General features: G+C 61.2%; 15 protein-coding genes. 7 read left to right on the top strand and 8 right to left on the bottom strand.

What is annotated here, in order from left to right; all coding sequences use genetic code 11:
* The first annotated feature begins 15 nt into the window (after positions 1-15).
* The 3 genes from sufU (at position 16) to ESB00_RS03845 (ending at position 3,873) form a co-directional block, all read left to right on the top strand.
* Positions 16-471: a Fe-S cluster assembly sulfur transfer protein SufU gene (gene sufU / locus ESB00_RS03855; protein ID WP_129046411.1), complete on the top strand. Its 456-nt coding sequence runs from the start codon at positions 16-18 to the stop codon at positions 469-471.
* 5 nt (positions 472-476) lie between these two features.
* Positions 477-1,748: a cysteine desulfurase gene (locus ESB00_RS03850; protein WP_129046410.1), complete on the top strand. Its 1,272-nt coding sequence runs from the start codon at positions 477-479 to the stop codon at positions 1,746-1,748.
* A gap of 157 nt (positions 1,749-1,905) precedes the next feature.
* Positions 1,906-3,873 carry an MHYT domain-containing protein gene (locus ESB00_RS03845; RefSeq protein WP_164976014.1) on the top strand — a complete coding sequence of 656 codons (1,968 nt, stop codon included), beginning with the start codon at positions 1,906-1,908 and terminating at the stop codon, positions 3,871-3,873.
* Between the two features lie 15 nt (positions 3,874-3,888).
* Here ESB00_RS03845 and ESB00_RS03840 read toward each other — a convergent pair whose 3' ends face one another.
* Positions 3,889-4,983 (bottom strand): acyltransferase family protein, encoded by a 1,095-nt coding sequence (locus tag ESB00_RS03840; RefSeq protein ID WP_129046408.1) that lies wholly within the window; start codon positions 4,981-4,983, stop codon positions 3,889-3,891.
* Between the two features lie 177 nt (positions 4,984-5,160).
* Between ESB00_RS03840 and hemN the strand changes: the two genes are divergently transcribed.
* Positions 5,161-6,567, top strand: coding sequence for an oxygen-independent coproporphyrinogen III oxidase (hemN, locus tag ESB00_RS03835; RefSeq protein WP_129046407.1), 1,407 nt, complete (start codon positions 5,161-5,163; stop codon positions 6,565-6,567).
* Positions 6,568-6,572: 5 nt separating this feature from the next.
* A complete protein-coding gene (locus tag ESB00_RS03830) occupies positions 6,573-7,028 on the top strand; it encodes a 6-pyruvoyl trahydropterin synthase family protein (protein ID WP_129046406.1) in 456 nt (151 codons plus the stop codon).
* Positions 7,029-7,040: 12 nt separating this feature from the next.
* Here the strand turns inward: ESB00_RS03830 and ESB00_RS03825 are convergent, their stop codons facing one another.
* Positions 7,041-7,931 (bottom strand): Cell division protein CpoB, encoded by an 891-nt coding sequence (locus ESB00_RS03825; RefSeq protein ID WP_129046405.1) that lies wholly within the window; start codon positions 7,929-7,931, stop codon positions 7,041-7,043.
* 72 nt (positions 7,932-8,003) lie between these two features.
* On the opposite strand from ESB00_RS03825, the gene ESB00_RS03820 reads away from it, so the two are divergent.
* Positions 8,004-8,996, top strand: coding sequence for a KpsF/GutQ family sugar-phosphate isomerase (locus ESB00_RS03820; RefSeq protein WP_129046404.1), 993 nt, complete (start codon positions 8,004-8,006; stop codon positions 8,994-8,996).
* 81 nt (positions 8,997-9,077) lie between these two features.
* Entirely contained in the window at positions 9,078-10,718 is a 1,641-nt protein-coding gene (locus ESB00_RS03815) for a fumarate hydratase (protein ID WP_129046403.1), read from the top strand.
* 46 nt (positions 10,719-10,764) lie between these two features.
* On the opposite strand, the gene ESB00_RS03810 is transcribed toward ESB00_RS03815, so the two are convergent.
* From ESB00_RS03810 to pilO, 6 genes are all read right to left on the bottom strand, one after another.
* Positions 10,765-11,538 carry a hypothetical protein gene (locus ESB00_RS03810; protein WP_129046402.1) on the bottom strand — a complete coding sequence of 258 codons (774 nt, stop codon included), beginning with the start codon at positions 11,536-11,538 and terminating at the stop codon, positions 10,765-10,767.
* A gap of 5 nt (positions 11,539-11,543) precedes the next feature.
* A complete protein-coding gene (locus ESB00_RS03805) occupies positions 11,544-12,176 on the bottom strand; it encodes a sigma-70 family RNA polymerase sigma factor (RefSeq protein WP_129046401.1) in 633 nt (210 codons plus the stop codon).
* A gap of 48 nt (positions 12,177-12,224) precedes the next feature.
* Positions 12,225-13,256 carry a polyprenyl synthetase family protein gene (locus ESB00_RS03800; protein WP_129048269.1) on the bottom strand — a complete coding sequence of 344 codons (1,032 nt, stop codon included), beginning with the start codon at positions 13,254-13,256 and terminating at the stop codon, positions 12,225-12,227.
* A gap of 154 nt (positions 13,257-13,410) precedes the next feature.
* Positions 13,411-15,225, bottom strand: coding sequence for a type II secretion system protein GspD (locus ESB00_RS03795; RefSeq protein WP_129046400.1), 1,815 nt, complete (start codon positions 15,223-15,225; stop codon positions 13,411-13,413).
* A gap of 9 nt (positions 15,226-15,234) precedes the next feature.
* On the bottom strand, positions 15,235-15,738 hold the full coding sequence (locus ESB00_RS03790) for a hypothetical protein (RefSeq protein WP_129046399.1): 504 nt from the start codon (positions 15,736-15,738) through the stop codon (positions 15,235-15,237).
* Positions 15,735-16,295, bottom strand: a complete 561-nt coding sequence (gene pilO, locus ESB00_RS03785) for a type 4a pilus biogenesis protein PilO (protein ID WP_129046398.1) — start codon at positions 16,293-16,295, stop codon at positions 15,735-15,737. The genes ESB00_RS03790 and pilO overlap by 4 nt, the downstream gene beginning before the upstream one ends.
* Positions 16,296-16,297: the final 2 nt, after the last annotated feature.

Here is a 16,297-nt window from a genome sequence, read left to right as displayed (position 1 = left end):
TCACGTCTCCGGCCGATGCAAGATCTCACCGACCTCTACCAGTCCGTCATTTTGGACCACAACCGCCGCCCGCGGAACCGCGGCAAGCTGCCCACGGCCAACCGCGTTGCCCATGGCGAAAACCCCTCGTGCGGAGACCAATGCACCGTTTACCTGCGGCTCGATGGTGACCGGGTGGGCGAAATCACCTTCGACGGATCCGGCTGCGCCATCTCCCAGGCCAGCGCCTCCCTCATGACCCTCCACGTCAAGGGCAAGACCCTGGCCGAGACCGAGGCCATCTACGCCGACGTCCACAAGCTCGTGACCACCGGCCAGGTGGACGAGAACAACCTCTCCGACCTCGCCGCGCTCGCCGGGGTCCACCAGTTCCCGGCCCGCATCAAGTGCGCCACCCTCGGCTGGCACGCCGCCCTCAACGCCCTCAAGGGCGACCCGGTCACCGCCACGACCGAAACCCACAAGGACTGAGCGCGATGGCCGATCCCCGATCCCCGACCTCCGATTCCCGCGCCGCCGCGTGGAGCAACGTCCGCGCCGACTTCCCCGTCCTGCACCAGCAGGTCAACGGCAAGCCCCTTGTCTACCTCGACAACGGCGCCACGTCGCAGAAACCGCGGAGCGTCATCGACGCGCTCGTCCGCTACTACGAGCGTGACAACAGCAACGTCCATCGCGGCCTGCACGCGCTCTCCATGCGCGCGACCGACGCCTATGAGGGCGCCCGCGCCCGCGTGGCGAAGTTCATCAACGCGGCCGATCCCGCCGAGATCATCTTCACGCGCGGCACCACCGAGAGCATCAACGTCATCGCCCGCAGCTGGGGCCAAGCCCACCTGAAGCCCGGCGACATCGTGCTCACGACTGAGTTCGAACATCACTCGAATCTCGTGCCCTGGCAGCAGGCGGCCAAGGCCTCCGGCGCCACGCTCAAATACGTGCCGTTGCTCGGCGCCGACGGCGAGGGCGGACTCGACCTGGCCGCGCTGGACAAGCTGCTCACCCCGCAGGTGAAGCTTTTCGCGTTCACGCACATTTCGAACACCCTCGGCACGATCAATCCCGTCGCCGAGCTCTGCCGCCGCGCGCGGGCGGTGGGCACCGTCACGGTAATCGACGCCGCGCAATCCATTGGCCACGTGCCGCTCGACGTGCGGGCCATTGGCTGCGACTTCCTCGCCTTCTCCGGCCACAAAATGTGCGGCCCGAACGGCATTGGCGTGCTCTATGGCCGCCGCACGCTGCTCGACAAGCTCGCCCCCGACGAGACCGGTGGCGGCATGGTCGTGCAGGTGACCTACGAAGGCGCCTCGTGGAAACCCGCGCCCGAACGCTTCGAGGCCGGCACGCCCAACGTGGCCGACGCCATCGCCCTCGGCGCCGCCTGCGACTACCTCGACGCCCTCGGCCGCGAGCAGATCGCCGCGCACGACACCCAGCTCGTGAATCTCGCGATGGACAAACTCTCCGCCCTGCGCGGCATCCGCATCATCGGCCCGCGCGTCGGTGCCGAGCGCAGCGGGTTGGTCAGCTTCGCCTTCGACGGCGTGCACGCGCACGACGTTGTGACCTTTGCCGACGAGGACGGCATCGCCCTGCGCGGCGGCCACCACTGCAACCAGCCGCTGATGCGCAAGCTCGGCCTCTCAAGCACGACGCGTGCGAGCTTTTACTGCTACAACACCGAGGAAGAGATCGATCGCCTGGTCGCCTCGCTGCAGCGGATTCAGAAGTTCTTCGCGGGTTGAGCGGAATCGGTGGGTCGGCGCGCTTGCGCACGCCAAGCGTCACATGAGGCGCTCCGCCTTCGCCCAATGGGCAGGAGCCGCCCAATCCTTTCTTTTGCATGACGATGCAGAGCGCTGGAAACGCTCAAGCCACGCGTGTTCCGGCCGAATAAACCGTGTGCAAGCAGCCTATAGCCAGTGGATCGTCGTGCTTTCGTATGTGATCGCGGTCATCGCGTCCTATGTCGCGCTCGACATGGCTTCGCGCGTGTCCGCGAGTCGCGGCACCAAGGTCGCCCGCTACTGGATGGCGGGCGGAGCGATCGCCATGGGGGCGGGCATCTGGTCCATGCACTTCGTGGGCATGCTGGCCATGTCCCTGCCGATCGAAATCCCGTACAACATCCCAATCACGTTCCTGTCCTTGGTGTTCGCGATTGCGGCCTCGGGTGTGGCGCTTTTCACGATCAGCCGGGGTGAAATCCGGCCGCGTCGGCTGCTGACCGCGGGTGTCGTCATGGGCGGCGGCGTGGCGCTGATGCACTACACGGGCATGGTCGCCCTGGAAATCTCGCCTCGGCCAACCTACGAACCGGTGCTGTTCACCGTCTCCATCCTGATCGCCATCGCAGCCTCGGTGGCGGCGATGTGGATCTGTTTCCAGCTGAAATCCGACACCATCGCCACGGCCTTCTGGAAAAAGTCCGCGAGTGCGCTGGTGATGGGCGTCGCGATCTGGGGCATGCACTTCACGGCGATGGCCGCGGCGGTCTTCGACGCCAACACCGTCTGTGGCGCGGCGGCCGATACCATCGACAACAAGTGGCTCGCGACCACCGTGGGGCTGTGCACGTTCTTCTTCCTCGCGGCGACGATGCTGATCTCGCTGGTTGATGCCAAGATGACCGAGCATCGCACCAACCTCGAGGCCCAGAGCGAGCGCCTGTTCAACCAGTCGCTCAACCTCATCTGCAGCTGCGCTCCCGACGGCAGGTTCCAACGGTTGAATCCCGCCGGATGGGCCATCCTCGGCTACTCGTGCGACGTGCTGCCGCGCCTGACGTTCATGGAAATCATCGAGGCGCAGGACCGGCCCGCCGTGCAAGCCGCGATCAACTCGCTGGCCTCCGGCAAACCCGCACTGTCCGTCGAGGCACGCTGCCACAGTGCCGACGGCACGGCGAAAGCCCTGCTCTGGAACCTGACTCTCTCGGCCGACCGCTCGGGATTCTACGTCATCGGCCACGATCTCACCGAGCGCAAACAGGCCGAGGAAGAACTTGCCCGCACTTACCAGCGGCTGATTGAAGTGTCGCGTCAGGCCGGCATGGCCGAGGTGGCAACCGGGGTCCTGCACAACGTCGGCAACGTGCTCAACAGTGTCAACGTGTCGGCCTCCCTCGCCTCCGAGATCGCCCGCCGCTCGCGCATCGATCAGCTGGAAAAGCTCTGCGGGCTGCTGGAGGCGCGGCGCAGCGACCTCGGCCAATATCTCACAACCGACCCGCAAGGCCGCCTTGTCCCGGATTTTCTGCGGGCGCTGGCCGACGGCTTCACCAAGGAGCGCTCCACCCTGCTCGGCGAGTTGGAGAATCTCCGCAAGAGCATCGAGCACATTCGCAACATCGTCGCGATGCAGCAGAGCCACGCCAAGAGCGTCGGGGTCACCGAGACCCTCCCCCTCACCGACCTGATCGAAAGTGCGCTGCGCATCAACGCCGACATCCTCGCCCGTCGAAACATTGAGCTGGTGCGCGACTACCAGGCGACACCGACCGTGATGATCGACAAGCACAAGGTCATGCAGATTCTCATCAACCTCATCCGCAACGCCTGCCACGCCTGCGACGAAACGGGGCGGACCGACAAACGCATCTCGGTGCAGACGACCGGCGAAAAGACCCGCTGCCGGATCACGGTGACCGACAACGGCGTCGGCATCCCCGCGGAAAACCTTGCCCGCATCTTCAACCACGGTTTCACCACCCGGAAGGACGGCCACGGCTTCGGCCTGCATACCGGCGCGCTCGCCGCCAAGGAGCTGGGAGGCACTTTGCAGGTGACAAGTGACGGTGCCGGCCGCGGCGCCAGCTTTACGCTGGAGATCCCCTGCGCGACCCCGGCCAGTTCGGCGCAAGCCGCATGATCGGCCAATCCGCCCTCAGGCCGTGCCCCGCGGACGGTAGAGACGCTTCTCGATGCCGTGGTGCACCACCAGCGTGACGACAAGCGGCACGATCAGATTCAGTGCCAGCTGTATTCCATAGCTCCGACCGGTGCCAAAACTCAGAAGCATCCAATTGGTCAGCAAAATCACCGGGGTATGCACTGCATACAGCGGGTAGCTGATATCGCCGTTCCAACACAGGAATCGCACACCCAGCCACCCGTGGGCGTTATCGTTCCTGCGCTCCCAGCCGACCAACCAGACTATGGCCAGCATGCAGACCAGGCCCCAGATCAGCTGCTTGATCATGTTAAGGCCGAAAAAATGAGGAGTCACCTGAAGGAGAAGGAACCCCGCCCAGAGCCCGCCAATCCACCAACCCGGGACCTTCCATGTGCGCCTCGCATGCAGATGCGCGGCGAGGGCCCCGAAATACCAAAAGAGCCCCATCATGATCACGCTGGGAAAGATCACGAAAGGATCCACCACCCTCATCAGGGGCAGAGCGAGCAGCTGCAATCCGAGCGCCCCCAGCCCCAGCAACCACCAACGGCCGGCGGCCGCCGCCACGAAGAACAGCGGATACGCCGCATAGATGAGGATTTCCGAACCCACGGTGTGCAGGATGTAATTCCCGGCAAATATCTCCTCGGGCCACACGCCGGTCCAACCGCCCACCCGGGCCGCCACCTGCCAAGGAGTCGCCGTGGTATGCAAGACCAACAGGCCATCACCGGTCGGTCGTGAGTGCTCGGCCATCATGGCCAGCAAGCCCAGCCCTACCCCAACCCAATAGACCGGCATGATGCGCCAGAATCTCCGCCGCAAATACCCGCGCCAGTCAGGCCGCCAATCCCTTAGGCCGATCTTGCGTTCAAACGGCAGATGCACGCAAAACCCACTCAGCACGAAGAATCCAATCAGGGCCGGGTGTTGTCCGCCCGTAGGCCAAGTCAGATGGATGAACATCCGATAGATTCCGCCCAAAAGGTCGCGAACAGTTGTTTCCAGCGCGCCCGCAGGTGAGAAGTTGGACCAAAGCGGCCAGTGGTTCAGAAATACCGTCAACGCACAGGCTCCTCGCAGCATGTCCAGGGACCAATAACGCGTTGGAGCGGAGGCAGGCGGTTCACTGGGCACCCGGGCAAGCAATACGGGAATCCGCCGGGCTTCAAGCCACACCGCGGAAGTTGCGGCAAGGACTGGTCCGGCTTGGGCAAGATATGCACAGCCGGAATCCGCCGGATGCCGTATGCTCAGGACGCTATGGTGTCTCCACGCAACACCGTCCTTCCACCTCCATCCGCCGAACCGGCCCTCGAGCTGGTCCGCAAGTATAACGTACCCGGGCCGCGCTACACGTCCTACCCGACGGCCCCGCAGTTTTCCGCCGACGTTGACCGGGCCGCGCTGCGCGCTGAGATCGCGCGCGACAACGCCGACCCCGCCCGGCCGCTTTCGCTCTATTTCCACCTGCCGTTCTGCGAGTCGCTCTGCTGGTATTGCGGCTGTAACACCGTGATCACGCGGCGCCGCTCGTCGGCGGGTGAATACGTCGGCCTGCTCCGCCGGGAACTCGCGATCACGCAGCCGCTCCTCAACACGGCGCGGCCCGTCACGCAGCTTCACTTCGGCGGCGGCACGCCGACGTTTCTGCCGCCGGAGGAGATCGACCGCCTCGGCCAGGCCATTCATGAGGTGTTCACCTTTGCCCCCGACGCCGAGATCTCCGTTGAGATCGACCCGCGCCGCCTGACGAAGGAGCACGTCGAGGCCTACCGCCGGCTCGGCTGCAACCGCGCCTCGCTCGGCGTGCAGGACACCAACCCGCAGGTGCAGCTCGCGATCCACCGCTGGCAGCCTCTCGCGCAAACCGCCCAGGCCATCACCTGGCTGCGGGAGGCCGGCTACCAGTCCGTCAGCGTGGATCTAATCTATGGCCTGCCCGTGCAGACGCCGGAATCGTTCGCCAAGACCCTCGACGAGGTCATCGCGCTCACCCCCGACCGACTCGCCGTCTTCAGCTACGCGCACGTGCCATGGATCAAGCCGGCGCAGAAAATCTTCGACGACCGGCAGCAGCTGCCCACGACGGAGGCCAAGCTGGAGATGCTCACCACCGCCGCGCGCGCCCTCACCGCCGCCGGTTACGTGCACGTTGGCATGGATCACTTCGCCCGGCCCGACGACGAACTCGCCCGCGCGCACGACGACGGCACGCTCTACCGCAATTTCCAGGGTTACACCACCCGGGCCGGCGCCTCGCTCTACGGCTTCGGCATGTCGTCCATCTCACAAACCGACGGCTCTTTCCGCCAAAACTTCAAGGACCTTGAGGAGTACGCCGCTGCGATCGAGCGCAACGAGCTGCCGCTGGAGCGCGGTTTCCTGCTCAGCGAGGAGGACAAGCGTCGCCGCTCTCTGGTCATGGACGTGATGTGCCGCCAACGCGTGGATTACGCCACCCTGTCGCGTCGCACCGGCATCGATGTCGCCCGGGCCTTCGCCCCGGAGATTGCCTCCCTCGCCGACTTGGAGGCCGACGGCCTGCTCCAGCGCGACGAGACCGGCTTCGAAATCACGCCGCTCGGCGAGTTGTTCCGCCGGATCATCGCGATGCGTTTCGACGCCTATCTCGACCGGGGCCCGCGGAAATTCTCGCGTACCGTCTGAACCGCATGCCCTACCGCATCGCCAAGACGCTGACCTTCGAGAGCGGTCACATTCTCAGCAAGCACAAGGGACGCTGCCGGTTTCCGCACGGCCATAGCCGCACCGTTGAAGTCGTGCTTGCAGCCGAGCAACTCGACGCCAACGACATGGTCTGCGATTTCAAAGCCGTGAAGCGGTCGCTCGAAAGCCTGCTCGACCGCTGGGACCACGCCCTCTGCCTGAACACCGCCGACCCGGGGTTCATCGATCTGCAGCGCACCTACGGCGAGCGCGTCGTGGCCTTCGCCGGCACCGACCCCACGACGGAAGTCATGGCGCGAACCATATTCGAGGCTTTGCAGCAAAGGCTGCACGAAGCCACGAAGGAGAGTGCGGCCGAATTTCCAATCTCACCGGGAGTGCGATTGGAGCGCGTGCGCGTGACCGAGACCGCCACCAGCTGGGCTGAGTATTCGGCGTGAGCGCCCTGCGCCTCAGGGAATTTTCAGCTGCATGCCGACCCGAAGGTCGCCCTCGCTCTTCATGACCCCTCGGTTGGCCGCGTAGATGTCGCGCCACTTGGCGCGGTTGCTGTAATACTGCTGGGCCAGCTTGGACAGTGTGTCGCCGGGTTGCACCACATGCGTGCGGCCGGCCGCAACGGCAACGGCCGGGGCGGTCTGCCGCGTGGCCGGTACCGCTGTCTTGGGCGGGGGGATCGTGGTTGCGGATGCGGGGCGCGGCGGAGTCGCCGGAGCCGGGCGGGTGCGCACAGTCGGCTCAGGCTCGAGCGAAAAATTCAAGCCACCGCCCGAGCGCGGCGGATTGGTGGTCACGACGGTCGGGGCCTCCGGCGCATCCAGCTGCACCGGCACATTGCCACGGGCGGCGCGCAGCTCGGCGAGTTGCACCTTCAGGGCTTCGTTTTCCTGCTTCAGACGGTCGAGCGTGGCAATCAGGTCCACGCGTTGCGCCTGGTTCTCGATCGGCTGCGCCGGGATGGTGCGGGCAAACTCACGGATCGCCGCATCAATGCGCTGCCGCACGAGGGGGGCCTGCGGGCTGTTGGGGCGTTGCGCGAGGTATTTCCGGAAGTGGTAGATGGAGGAAAGCGGGTCGTTGATGTGCTGCGAATAGAGCAGTCCCACCTCGAGATGAGACTCCGGGGCGTCGTCGCGCCGGCGATCAATGACCTTGAGGAAGGCGGCGAGCGCTTCCTGCCTGCGGCCCGACTTGAGCAGCGCCTGCCCCTCCCGATAGTTGGGTTCGTCCAGTTCGCTGGCGTAGGTGAGGCGGTCACTTTCCGTGCAACCGCCCAGCCAAAGCGCCATCAGCCCGAGGAGGACCGGAAACAGGCAGCGAAACGGTGGACAGCGGAACGGCACGTGGGGAAATGAATTGAATGCAGACGGTTGCGGGCTACGTTTGCCGCCACTCCGAGCCAACACAAGTTTTTGATGCCACTGGACTCCGCCACCCTCCTTGCCCAGGCCCGCAATTGCCTCGCCATCGAGCGCGAGGCGCTCTCCGCCACCGCGAAGGGACTCGACCGCGAGTTTGTCGCCGTGGTGCGCACGGTGGAGGCCACCGTCGGAGCAGGCGGCAAGCTCATCCTTTCCGGCGTGGGCAAGAACGCCCACATCGCCCAGAAGCTCACCGGCACCTTCAACAGCATCGGCGTGCCCGCGTGCTTTCTCGATGCCACCCAGGCCCTGCACGGCGACCTTGGCCTTTGCGCGGCGGGTGATCTGGCGATCCTGCTCAGCAACAGCGGCGCGACCCAGGAGATGCTGCGCTTGCTGCCGCTCTTCGAGAAGTTCGGCCTGAAGACCATCGCCCTGACCGGCGCTCCCGACAGCGAACTGGCCCGCGGCGCGGATCTCCGCCTCATCTATTCGGCGCCGCGCGAGGCCTGCCCACTCGCCCTGGCCCCGACAGCGAGCACCACGGCCGCGCTTGCCCTCGGTGATGCGCTGGCGATGGTGTTGCTCGAGAGCCGCGGCCTGACGCGCGAGGACTTCGCCAAATATCATCCCGCCGGCACCCTTGGTCTGACCCTGCTGCTGCATGTGAAGGACATTATGCGCACCGGCGACGCCTGCCCCGTGCTCAAGGAGGCGAAGACCACGGTGCAACAGGCGATCTTCGCAATGACCAAGGCCAAGGCCGGCGCCGTAGCGCTGGTGGATGCCAAAGGCCGCCTGACCGGTATTTTCACCGACGGGGATTTCCGTCGCAGTGCGCTGACCGGCGATCCGGGCTTCCTCGGCCAACCCGTCAGCGCTTGCATGACCAAGGGCGGCAAGACCGTCCCGACCGAGGCGCTCGCCGTCGAAGCGTTGAAGCTTTTTCAGCAGTTCAAGATTTCCGATCTTTTTGCCGTCGATGCGAAAGGCCGGCCGGCCGGCTACATCGACGTGCAGGATCTGCCGAAGCTGAAGATCCTGTAGCGCAGTTTATAGGCCGCGTCAGGCCGACAACTAAAGGCAGGCCGGTATTGCGCGGCTTGGCTGCGAGCCTAGACTCCAACCATGCCTACGCCGTCTTTTGTCTATCAAGACCCCCTGCCCCTCGGCGCCGACGATACCGAATACCGCCTCCTGACCAAGGAGGGCGTCTCCACTGCGAGCTTTGAGGGCAAGGAGATCCTCAAGGTCGCTCCCGAAGCGCTCGCCTACCTCTCGCGCGAAGCCTTTCACGACACGAATTTTTATCTGCGCCCAAAACACCTCGAACAGGTCGCCGCGATTCTGCAGGATCCCGAGGCCTCGGCCAATGACCGCTACGTCGCGCTCACCCTGCTGAAGAACGCCGAGATCGCCGCGCGCGGCATCCTGCCCATGTGCCAGGACACGGGGACCGCGTCCATCTTCGCCAAGAAAGGCCAGCAGGTTTGGACCGGGGCGAACGACGCCGAATGGCTCTCGCGCGGCGTCTACGACTGCTACACCAAGGAAAACCTGCGCTACTCGCAAACGGCCCCGCTGGACCTGTTCAAGGAAACCAACACCGGCACCAACCTGCCCGCCCAGATTGACCTGCACGCAACGGAGGGGGCGAAATACGAGTTCCTGTTCGTGGCCAAGGGCGGCGGCTCGGCCAACAAGATGTTTCTCTTTCAGGAGACCAAGGCCCTGCTCAACCCCAAGAGTCTGGAAAAATTCGTCACCGACAAGCTGCAACTCCTCGGCACCTCAGCCTGCCCGCCCTATCACCTCGTGTTCGTGATCGGCGGCACCAGCGCAGAAGCGTGCATGAAAACGCTGAAGCTGGCCTCCGCCAAATATCTTGATGCCCTGCCCACCACCGGCAACGAACACGGCCGCGCCTTCCGTGACACCGCGATGGAAGAAAAAATCCTGAAGATCGCCCAGAACGCTAAAGTCGGCGCCCAGTTCGGCGGCAAATACTTCGCGCTCGATGTCCGTGTCGTCCGCCTGCCGCGCCACGGGGCCAGTTGCCCGGTCGGCATGGGCGTATCGTGCAGCGCCGACCGCAACATCAAGGCCAAGATCACCAAAGACGGCGTGTTCCTTGAAAAGATGGAGACCGACCCCGGTCGCTTCATCCCCGCCGAAGCTCGGTGCTTCAAGGACGACCAGATCGTGCGTATCGATCTTACTAAGCCGATGACTGAGATTCGCGCCGAACTATCGCGGCACCCTGTCACGACACGCGTGCTGCTGAGCGGCCCGATGATCGTCGCCCGCGACATCGCCCACGCAAAGCTCAAGGAACGCATCGACGCCGGCCAAGGCCTGCCCGACTACATCAAGAACCATCCGGTTTACTACGCCGGGCCGGCTAAAACGCCCACGGGCTACGCTTCGGGCTCCTTCGGTCCCACCACCGCGGGACGCATGGACAGCTATGTGGAGCTTTTTCAGTCACACGGCGGCTCGCTCGTGATGCTCGCCAAGGGCAACCGCAGCAAAGCCGTCACCGACGCCTGCAAGAAGCATGGCGGATTTTACCTCGGTAGCATCGGCGGCCCCGCAGCCATCCTGGCCCAGGACAACATCAAGAAAGTCGAGGTTCTCGAGTACCCCGAACTCGGCATGGAGGCCGTGTGGAAGATCGAGGTGCAGGACTTTCCGGCGTTCATCCTCGTGGACGACAAGGGCCGCGACTTCTTCTTCGACAACTGCGGCATCTGCGTGGCCGACAAATAAAAAAAACCGCCAAATGGCGGGTTCGTCCCAAAAGGTGGGGGCTCGATCAAAACTTGAGCGAGACACGGTCGCCACCCAGCCCGATGCGACTCAGGTCGTCACCGAGGTCGTCACCAAGTCGGCGGGCGAGGTGCTGACGCACCAGATCCGGAGCCTCAGGCTTGGGTGAAAGCACCCGCTCGGCATAACGCGCTATCAAGCGATACCGCGGTGCAGACTGTGCGGCCATGGCTGTATCGGAATCAATCGATGCGAGAGCGGGCTGCACTCGGGCCGCAGAACTCAGGCGATTGCCGATGACAGCTTGCACAAGTTCGGGCTCGGCCTGTTCCAAGCGCTCAAAATTGGCGGCGATGGAACGCGCGGAAGGAGAGCTAACCTCTTGGGATGCGACGGCCATATCGGGGGGCACCATCGCTCGTTCAGCCACCGACGATTCTATCTGCTCAGCGACAGGCTCACTGTGACGATCATGATGAGATGCCACCACGGTTGCCGGCAGCAGTTCAATATCAAGATCAGCGGCTTGCACCCGAGGCGCCGTATTTTCGCTCTCCACAAGATGAACGGGAGAATTGAAACGAACCGCGACCAAGGCAAAAGCCACCGCTGCGGTGGCACCTACCGGGAGGTAAATCCGGCGCGTGGTAATCAGTGGCAGTCCATGCCACCAACGGCGCTTTTCCACCAAGGCGGTCAGCTGCTTTTGCCGCAACTCACGCTCGAAACCGGACCAGAAATCTTGGCTGGGTCTCTCAGCTCGCTTAAGCCTCAGGACTTCCTCAAGCGTTGGTTTGGAATTCTGGTGTAGATCAGACATGATACTCAGGAGCGGATATACTTCGATAATTCACCCTGTAGGAACTGTTTGGCGTAGTGCAGACGGGACCGGACGGTGCCTTCGGAGCAGCCTACGATCTCGGCGATTTCGCCGTGGCTGAGGCCATCGATTTCGAAGAGAGTAATCACTGTGCGATGTGGGATAGACAATTTTTGGAGCGCTTCGTTCAATTTTTCCTGAAGCTCTCGCAGGTAGGTATCGCGATCGGCCCCATTCCTATCTGTCAGTTTTTCAATTACTTCCGAACCCGGGCCGTCCTCGCTCAGTTTTTCCAAGCTAAAAAAGCTTCGCATCCGATTGCGGCGCAAGTGACTTAGCGTTGTGTTAACCGCTATCTTGTAGAGCCAGGTGAAGAACGAGCAGTTACCTTGAAAACGGTTGATGGACTGGAAAGCCTTGATGAAGGCTTCCTGCGTAAGATCGGATGCGTCTTCGCGATTAGCGGTGAGATTGTATACCACACCAAAGAGCCGTTCCCGATACTTGATGATAAGCTTGTCGAAGGCCGACACATCGCCGGCCTGCACCAGTCGGACGATGCCCAAATCTGCATCCGCCTCCTGCTGACGCTCGGGGCTGGCTATGGCCGTCTTGGTGAAGACGCGGGTCAGGTTCATCGCGCGAATGGACAGGTTACGGACCGTTGGGAGCCAAGCAAACGTAATTTAGGCCGGAGAAACCACCGATGTTGGCAAACTGGCAACCTGCCGGCTGAGCAAAGATGCCAATTCTTTTAACAAAGGCGCTGCCGGGGCCGACGAAAATGGCAGAATAGATTCCAAGGCAATCGAGAGTTCGTCATTGATCGATTGAACCACGGCAGCGCCAATTCCCAGTTGGTGCATGCGTTGCTGACTTGTTGCCAAGCCAGGCGAGTGCCCTTCCCTCATGTCGGCAATCAATCGCGCCCGCTCATCCACCGGGATTCTATCCAAGAGCAACATCAGGGGAAGTGTCAGCTTCCCGGTCGCCAAGTCAGTTCCCAGGGTTTTGCCGATATTCTTTTCCTCACCCACAAAATCGACGAGGTCATCATAGATCTGATAAGCGATGCCCAGGTGATGGCCAAATTTATCAGCCGCATCAGCAAAGCCGCTCGTCTGGTGCGATAGCATCGCGCCCAAATAACAGGAAGTGCGGAAGAGTTCGGCTGTCTTAAGGTCGATCATTCGCCGATAGTCGGCCAGCGTAACATTGAAGTCTCGGCGCCTGAGGGTCTGCATAATCTCGCCCGAGCAAACCCGGCGAGTCGAAGCCGAAACCAAACGGCACACCTCTGCGGTCGGGAATTGGGAGGCGATGTGCAGCGCTTGGGAAAACAATGCATCCCCCAACAGCACCGCGGCATCGGGACCGAATTTGCGCGACGCGGTGAGGCGACCCCGACGCAATTCAGCGCGATCCATGATATCATCGTGCACCAATGTGGCCAGGTGCACCATCTCGACCACCGCTGCGGCACGTACCAAGGATTCATCCACCCGTCCACCGAACTCCCATCCGCTGAAAAAAACCAGAGCTGGCCGGAGTCTCTTGCCAGAGGCCTCCAAACAATATCCCGCCATATCTCTAATTTCCGGCTCAAATTGGGCGGCTTGCGCTTTCATAAAAGCATCTAGTGCCGCAAGCTGAGGCGCAATAATCCCAAATGGGTCCACTGGATGTGCGTTCGCTTGAAATGAAGGGGCTACACTCATCTTGCTCACGCTATTTGATCCCGAGTTCAAAGCTAACAAATACTTGCGGCTTCACGGCCATGGCAAACGACCTCCCCAGCGAGGTCCGATTCACGCAATTCGGAATGCAAAAAAAGCCGGTCCCTGGGGACCGGCTTGGAATTAAATGGATAGCTTAGTTCTTCTTGTTGATGGCGGCACCATCCATGCCGACTGCTTGCAACGCTGGAGCTGAAAAAACATCAGAGGGAGCAGCGCCATCAGGATTGACCGTTTTTGCCGTGATAAAAATCAGCAGATTGGTCGTGGTGTCATTGACGCTCTTGGATGAAAAGAGCCGACCAAGACCAGGAATGCTGCCCAGAACCGGCACCTTAGTGCCACCATGATTCTTGTTGGAAGTGACGAGGCCGCCGATGCCGGCCGTGTAACCATCCTGAAGGGAGATTTGGGTCTTAACCTTGCGGGTGGCAATGACCGGGATTGTCGCACCGCCAGCGCCGCCAAACGTTGTTTCGCCGTTTTGTTGGCTAACTTCAGGTTCAAGATTCAGGCGAATCGTTCCTTGGGCATTAACCTGAGGCGTCACCTTCATGATGATACCGATCGGCTTGTATTGAAAGCCGGACACCTCGAAAGTGCCGCGCTCACTATTGTAAGTGTAGCTCGGGATTGGAAACTCGGAACCGATGTTCAGAACCGCCTCGGTATTGTTAAGGGTGACAACCGTCGGGTTCGATACGACCTTGGTGTTGTTTTGGGTCTTAAGAGCCGAGACAATTACGTTAAAATCAGAGGCTGAGAATACAGCCGAGGTCAGGCGACTGGTACCGCCGGTGTTGGTGAGTCCCATGAGGGAATTGACCGCACTGGATGCAGAATTGGCGAGGGAACTGGTGAGTGTGTCGCTAAGCGAGTTGCTGGTGCCGGAGGTGGTGCCATTTTGCGTGCTACCGTTAAAGGTATTGAGGGCATCAGCTGTTGCAGGCGTGGTTACAGTTGCGGGCGTGTAATTCGCGTTGGTCGTTACAGTGGGAATTGACGTAGGCAGACCACTGACGGTGCCTGTCGTCGGATTAAAGTTGGAGGGAACCCCCGAGGAGGGATCAGCCAATCCGGTCACATAAGTGGAATTGTTGCCATTGGTTGAAGCGTTAGTCGTGCCACTATTGCTGCTGCTCGTGCCGGTGCTTCCATTGCTGTTGCTGCTGTTGCTGCTGCTATTGGCGTTTGAACTGTTACCGTTGTTGAAGCTTTGACCACGATCACGACTGAAAGCCTGGTTCAAATTCCGTGCCCCAAGCTGAAGATTCTGAAGACCGGCCCAGTTCACGCCAATGTTGCGGATATCGCGGTCCGTCACCTCGACGAACTGTGATTCGATCATAACTTGGGCCGTGGCCTTATCCAGTTGTTCGATGATCGCCCGGATTCGGCCCATTCGAGACGGACGCTCAGTGATGATCAGGGCGTTGCTACGCTGATTGATCTCCACCTTACCGCCAACCGCGGCGTCAACCAAACCAACGACAGTCGGACGAAGGTCTTCGGCCTTGGCATTGTTGATGATAAAGACGTCGGTCGATACAGGCTCCTGCAGCAAGGTGGCATTGTCGATCACCTTGATGATATTCCCCTCTTCAACGTAGGTGTAGTTGACGGGTTCGAGGACGGTTTTGAAAATCTGACGCCACGTGACATCACGGAGTTTGATGGAGGTTTTGCCGGTCAGGGTATCGGGCACCACCAGATTGAGCTCAAAAAGATCCGCTACATTGCGGAGGATTGTCTTGATATCCTCATCGGGGAAATCAACCGACAAGGTGTCGCGGTCGCGACTGACTGTATTGGCGGCGGGTTCCGACCCCATAACCGTTACCGAAGGATCTGCCTGAGACGCGGAGTCGGCAGGCGGGGTGCTCTCCTGCGCCAAAGAAAGCAGGGGCATTGCCGTGGCGAGAAGCGTGATCAGCTTTGTGCGTGTGCTCATAGTTCGTCCTTATTTGATGGGCCGGGTAAATTCCTCGCGGTTGAGCCGGAGGGTAAAGTTTGGTTGGTTGATCGAAACAATTTCTAGAGTGTATTCACTGCCTTCAAAGGTGATTGTAAGCAGCCCTCCCGCTTTGACCCGCTTTTGACCGAAGACCAGCGTTGGCTCACCACTCAACACGAAAAAGCCACTCGGCTTTAGGCTACCACCAATTGCCTGCAAGAGATCACGGCCACTGCGCGGACCAGTCTGAACCGTCGTCACTGAATTCGTGCCAGTCTTCGGCACCTCCCCCTGCCCTTCCCCGAAGCCCTCTGGATTAAAGGGATTCTTGGTCGAGGTTCCGATTGGCTTATCACCAAGGAGGTTCTTGGCCTTATCGAGAGCTTCCTGTCGCTTTGCAGGTGAAGATACAGTGTTGGCCAATAACGCCGTACCCAAACCGAAAAAAGCCACGGCCAAAATAAGGCATTGCTTCATAGATAACCGGCCAATTTGACGCGCTATATTCATGGCTGCTGCCCCAAGAGTTCGAGGTTAAGGGTCAAGTTCACGGGCACTTCAGAGCCGTCGCTGGCCGCGGATTTGGTAAAGTTGGCCGCAGAAATCCGGCATAAGTGCCGCCCGTTCTGGAGCCGGCCAAGAAAGTTCATGACTTGAGTATAGGTTCCCTGGACCGTGACACTGAACGGAACACCAACATAGCCTTCTGTTTTGGCATTTCGGGGCAGGGCATTTTGCCGAACATCGACCAACTTCACTCCGTTTTCTGTTTCAAGCTTGTAGAAGTATTGAAGGTTAACCGCCAGTTGGCCGGCTTTCAGCATGCGAGATTCCAACTCCTTGGCGTAAGATTGCATTTCGGCAACCTGTTCAGCCAGGTTGGCTGAATTGCGGATATTGGCAGTCATTTTGGCCACTTCAGCTGCTTTTGTATCCAAATCCTGCTGGCTCGCCTCAATATTTCCGTAGCGCAGGTATATCGCAACGCCGCACACCAAACATACGAGGAGGCACCCAAACCCAATAGGATGCTTTTTGATGAGCGTGACTAAGTCGGCAGAGGTCATGC

The sequence above is a fragment of the Oleiharenicola lentus genome, from assembly GCF_004118375.1.
GTDB classification, from domain to species: domain Bacteria; phylum Verrucomicrobiota; class Verrucomicrobiia; order Opitutales; family Opitutaceae; genus Lacunisphaera; species Lacunisphaera lenta.
The sequence above is the reverse complement of the archived record's forward strand: the minus strand, read 5'-3'. Positions and strand labels throughout refer to the sequence as shown.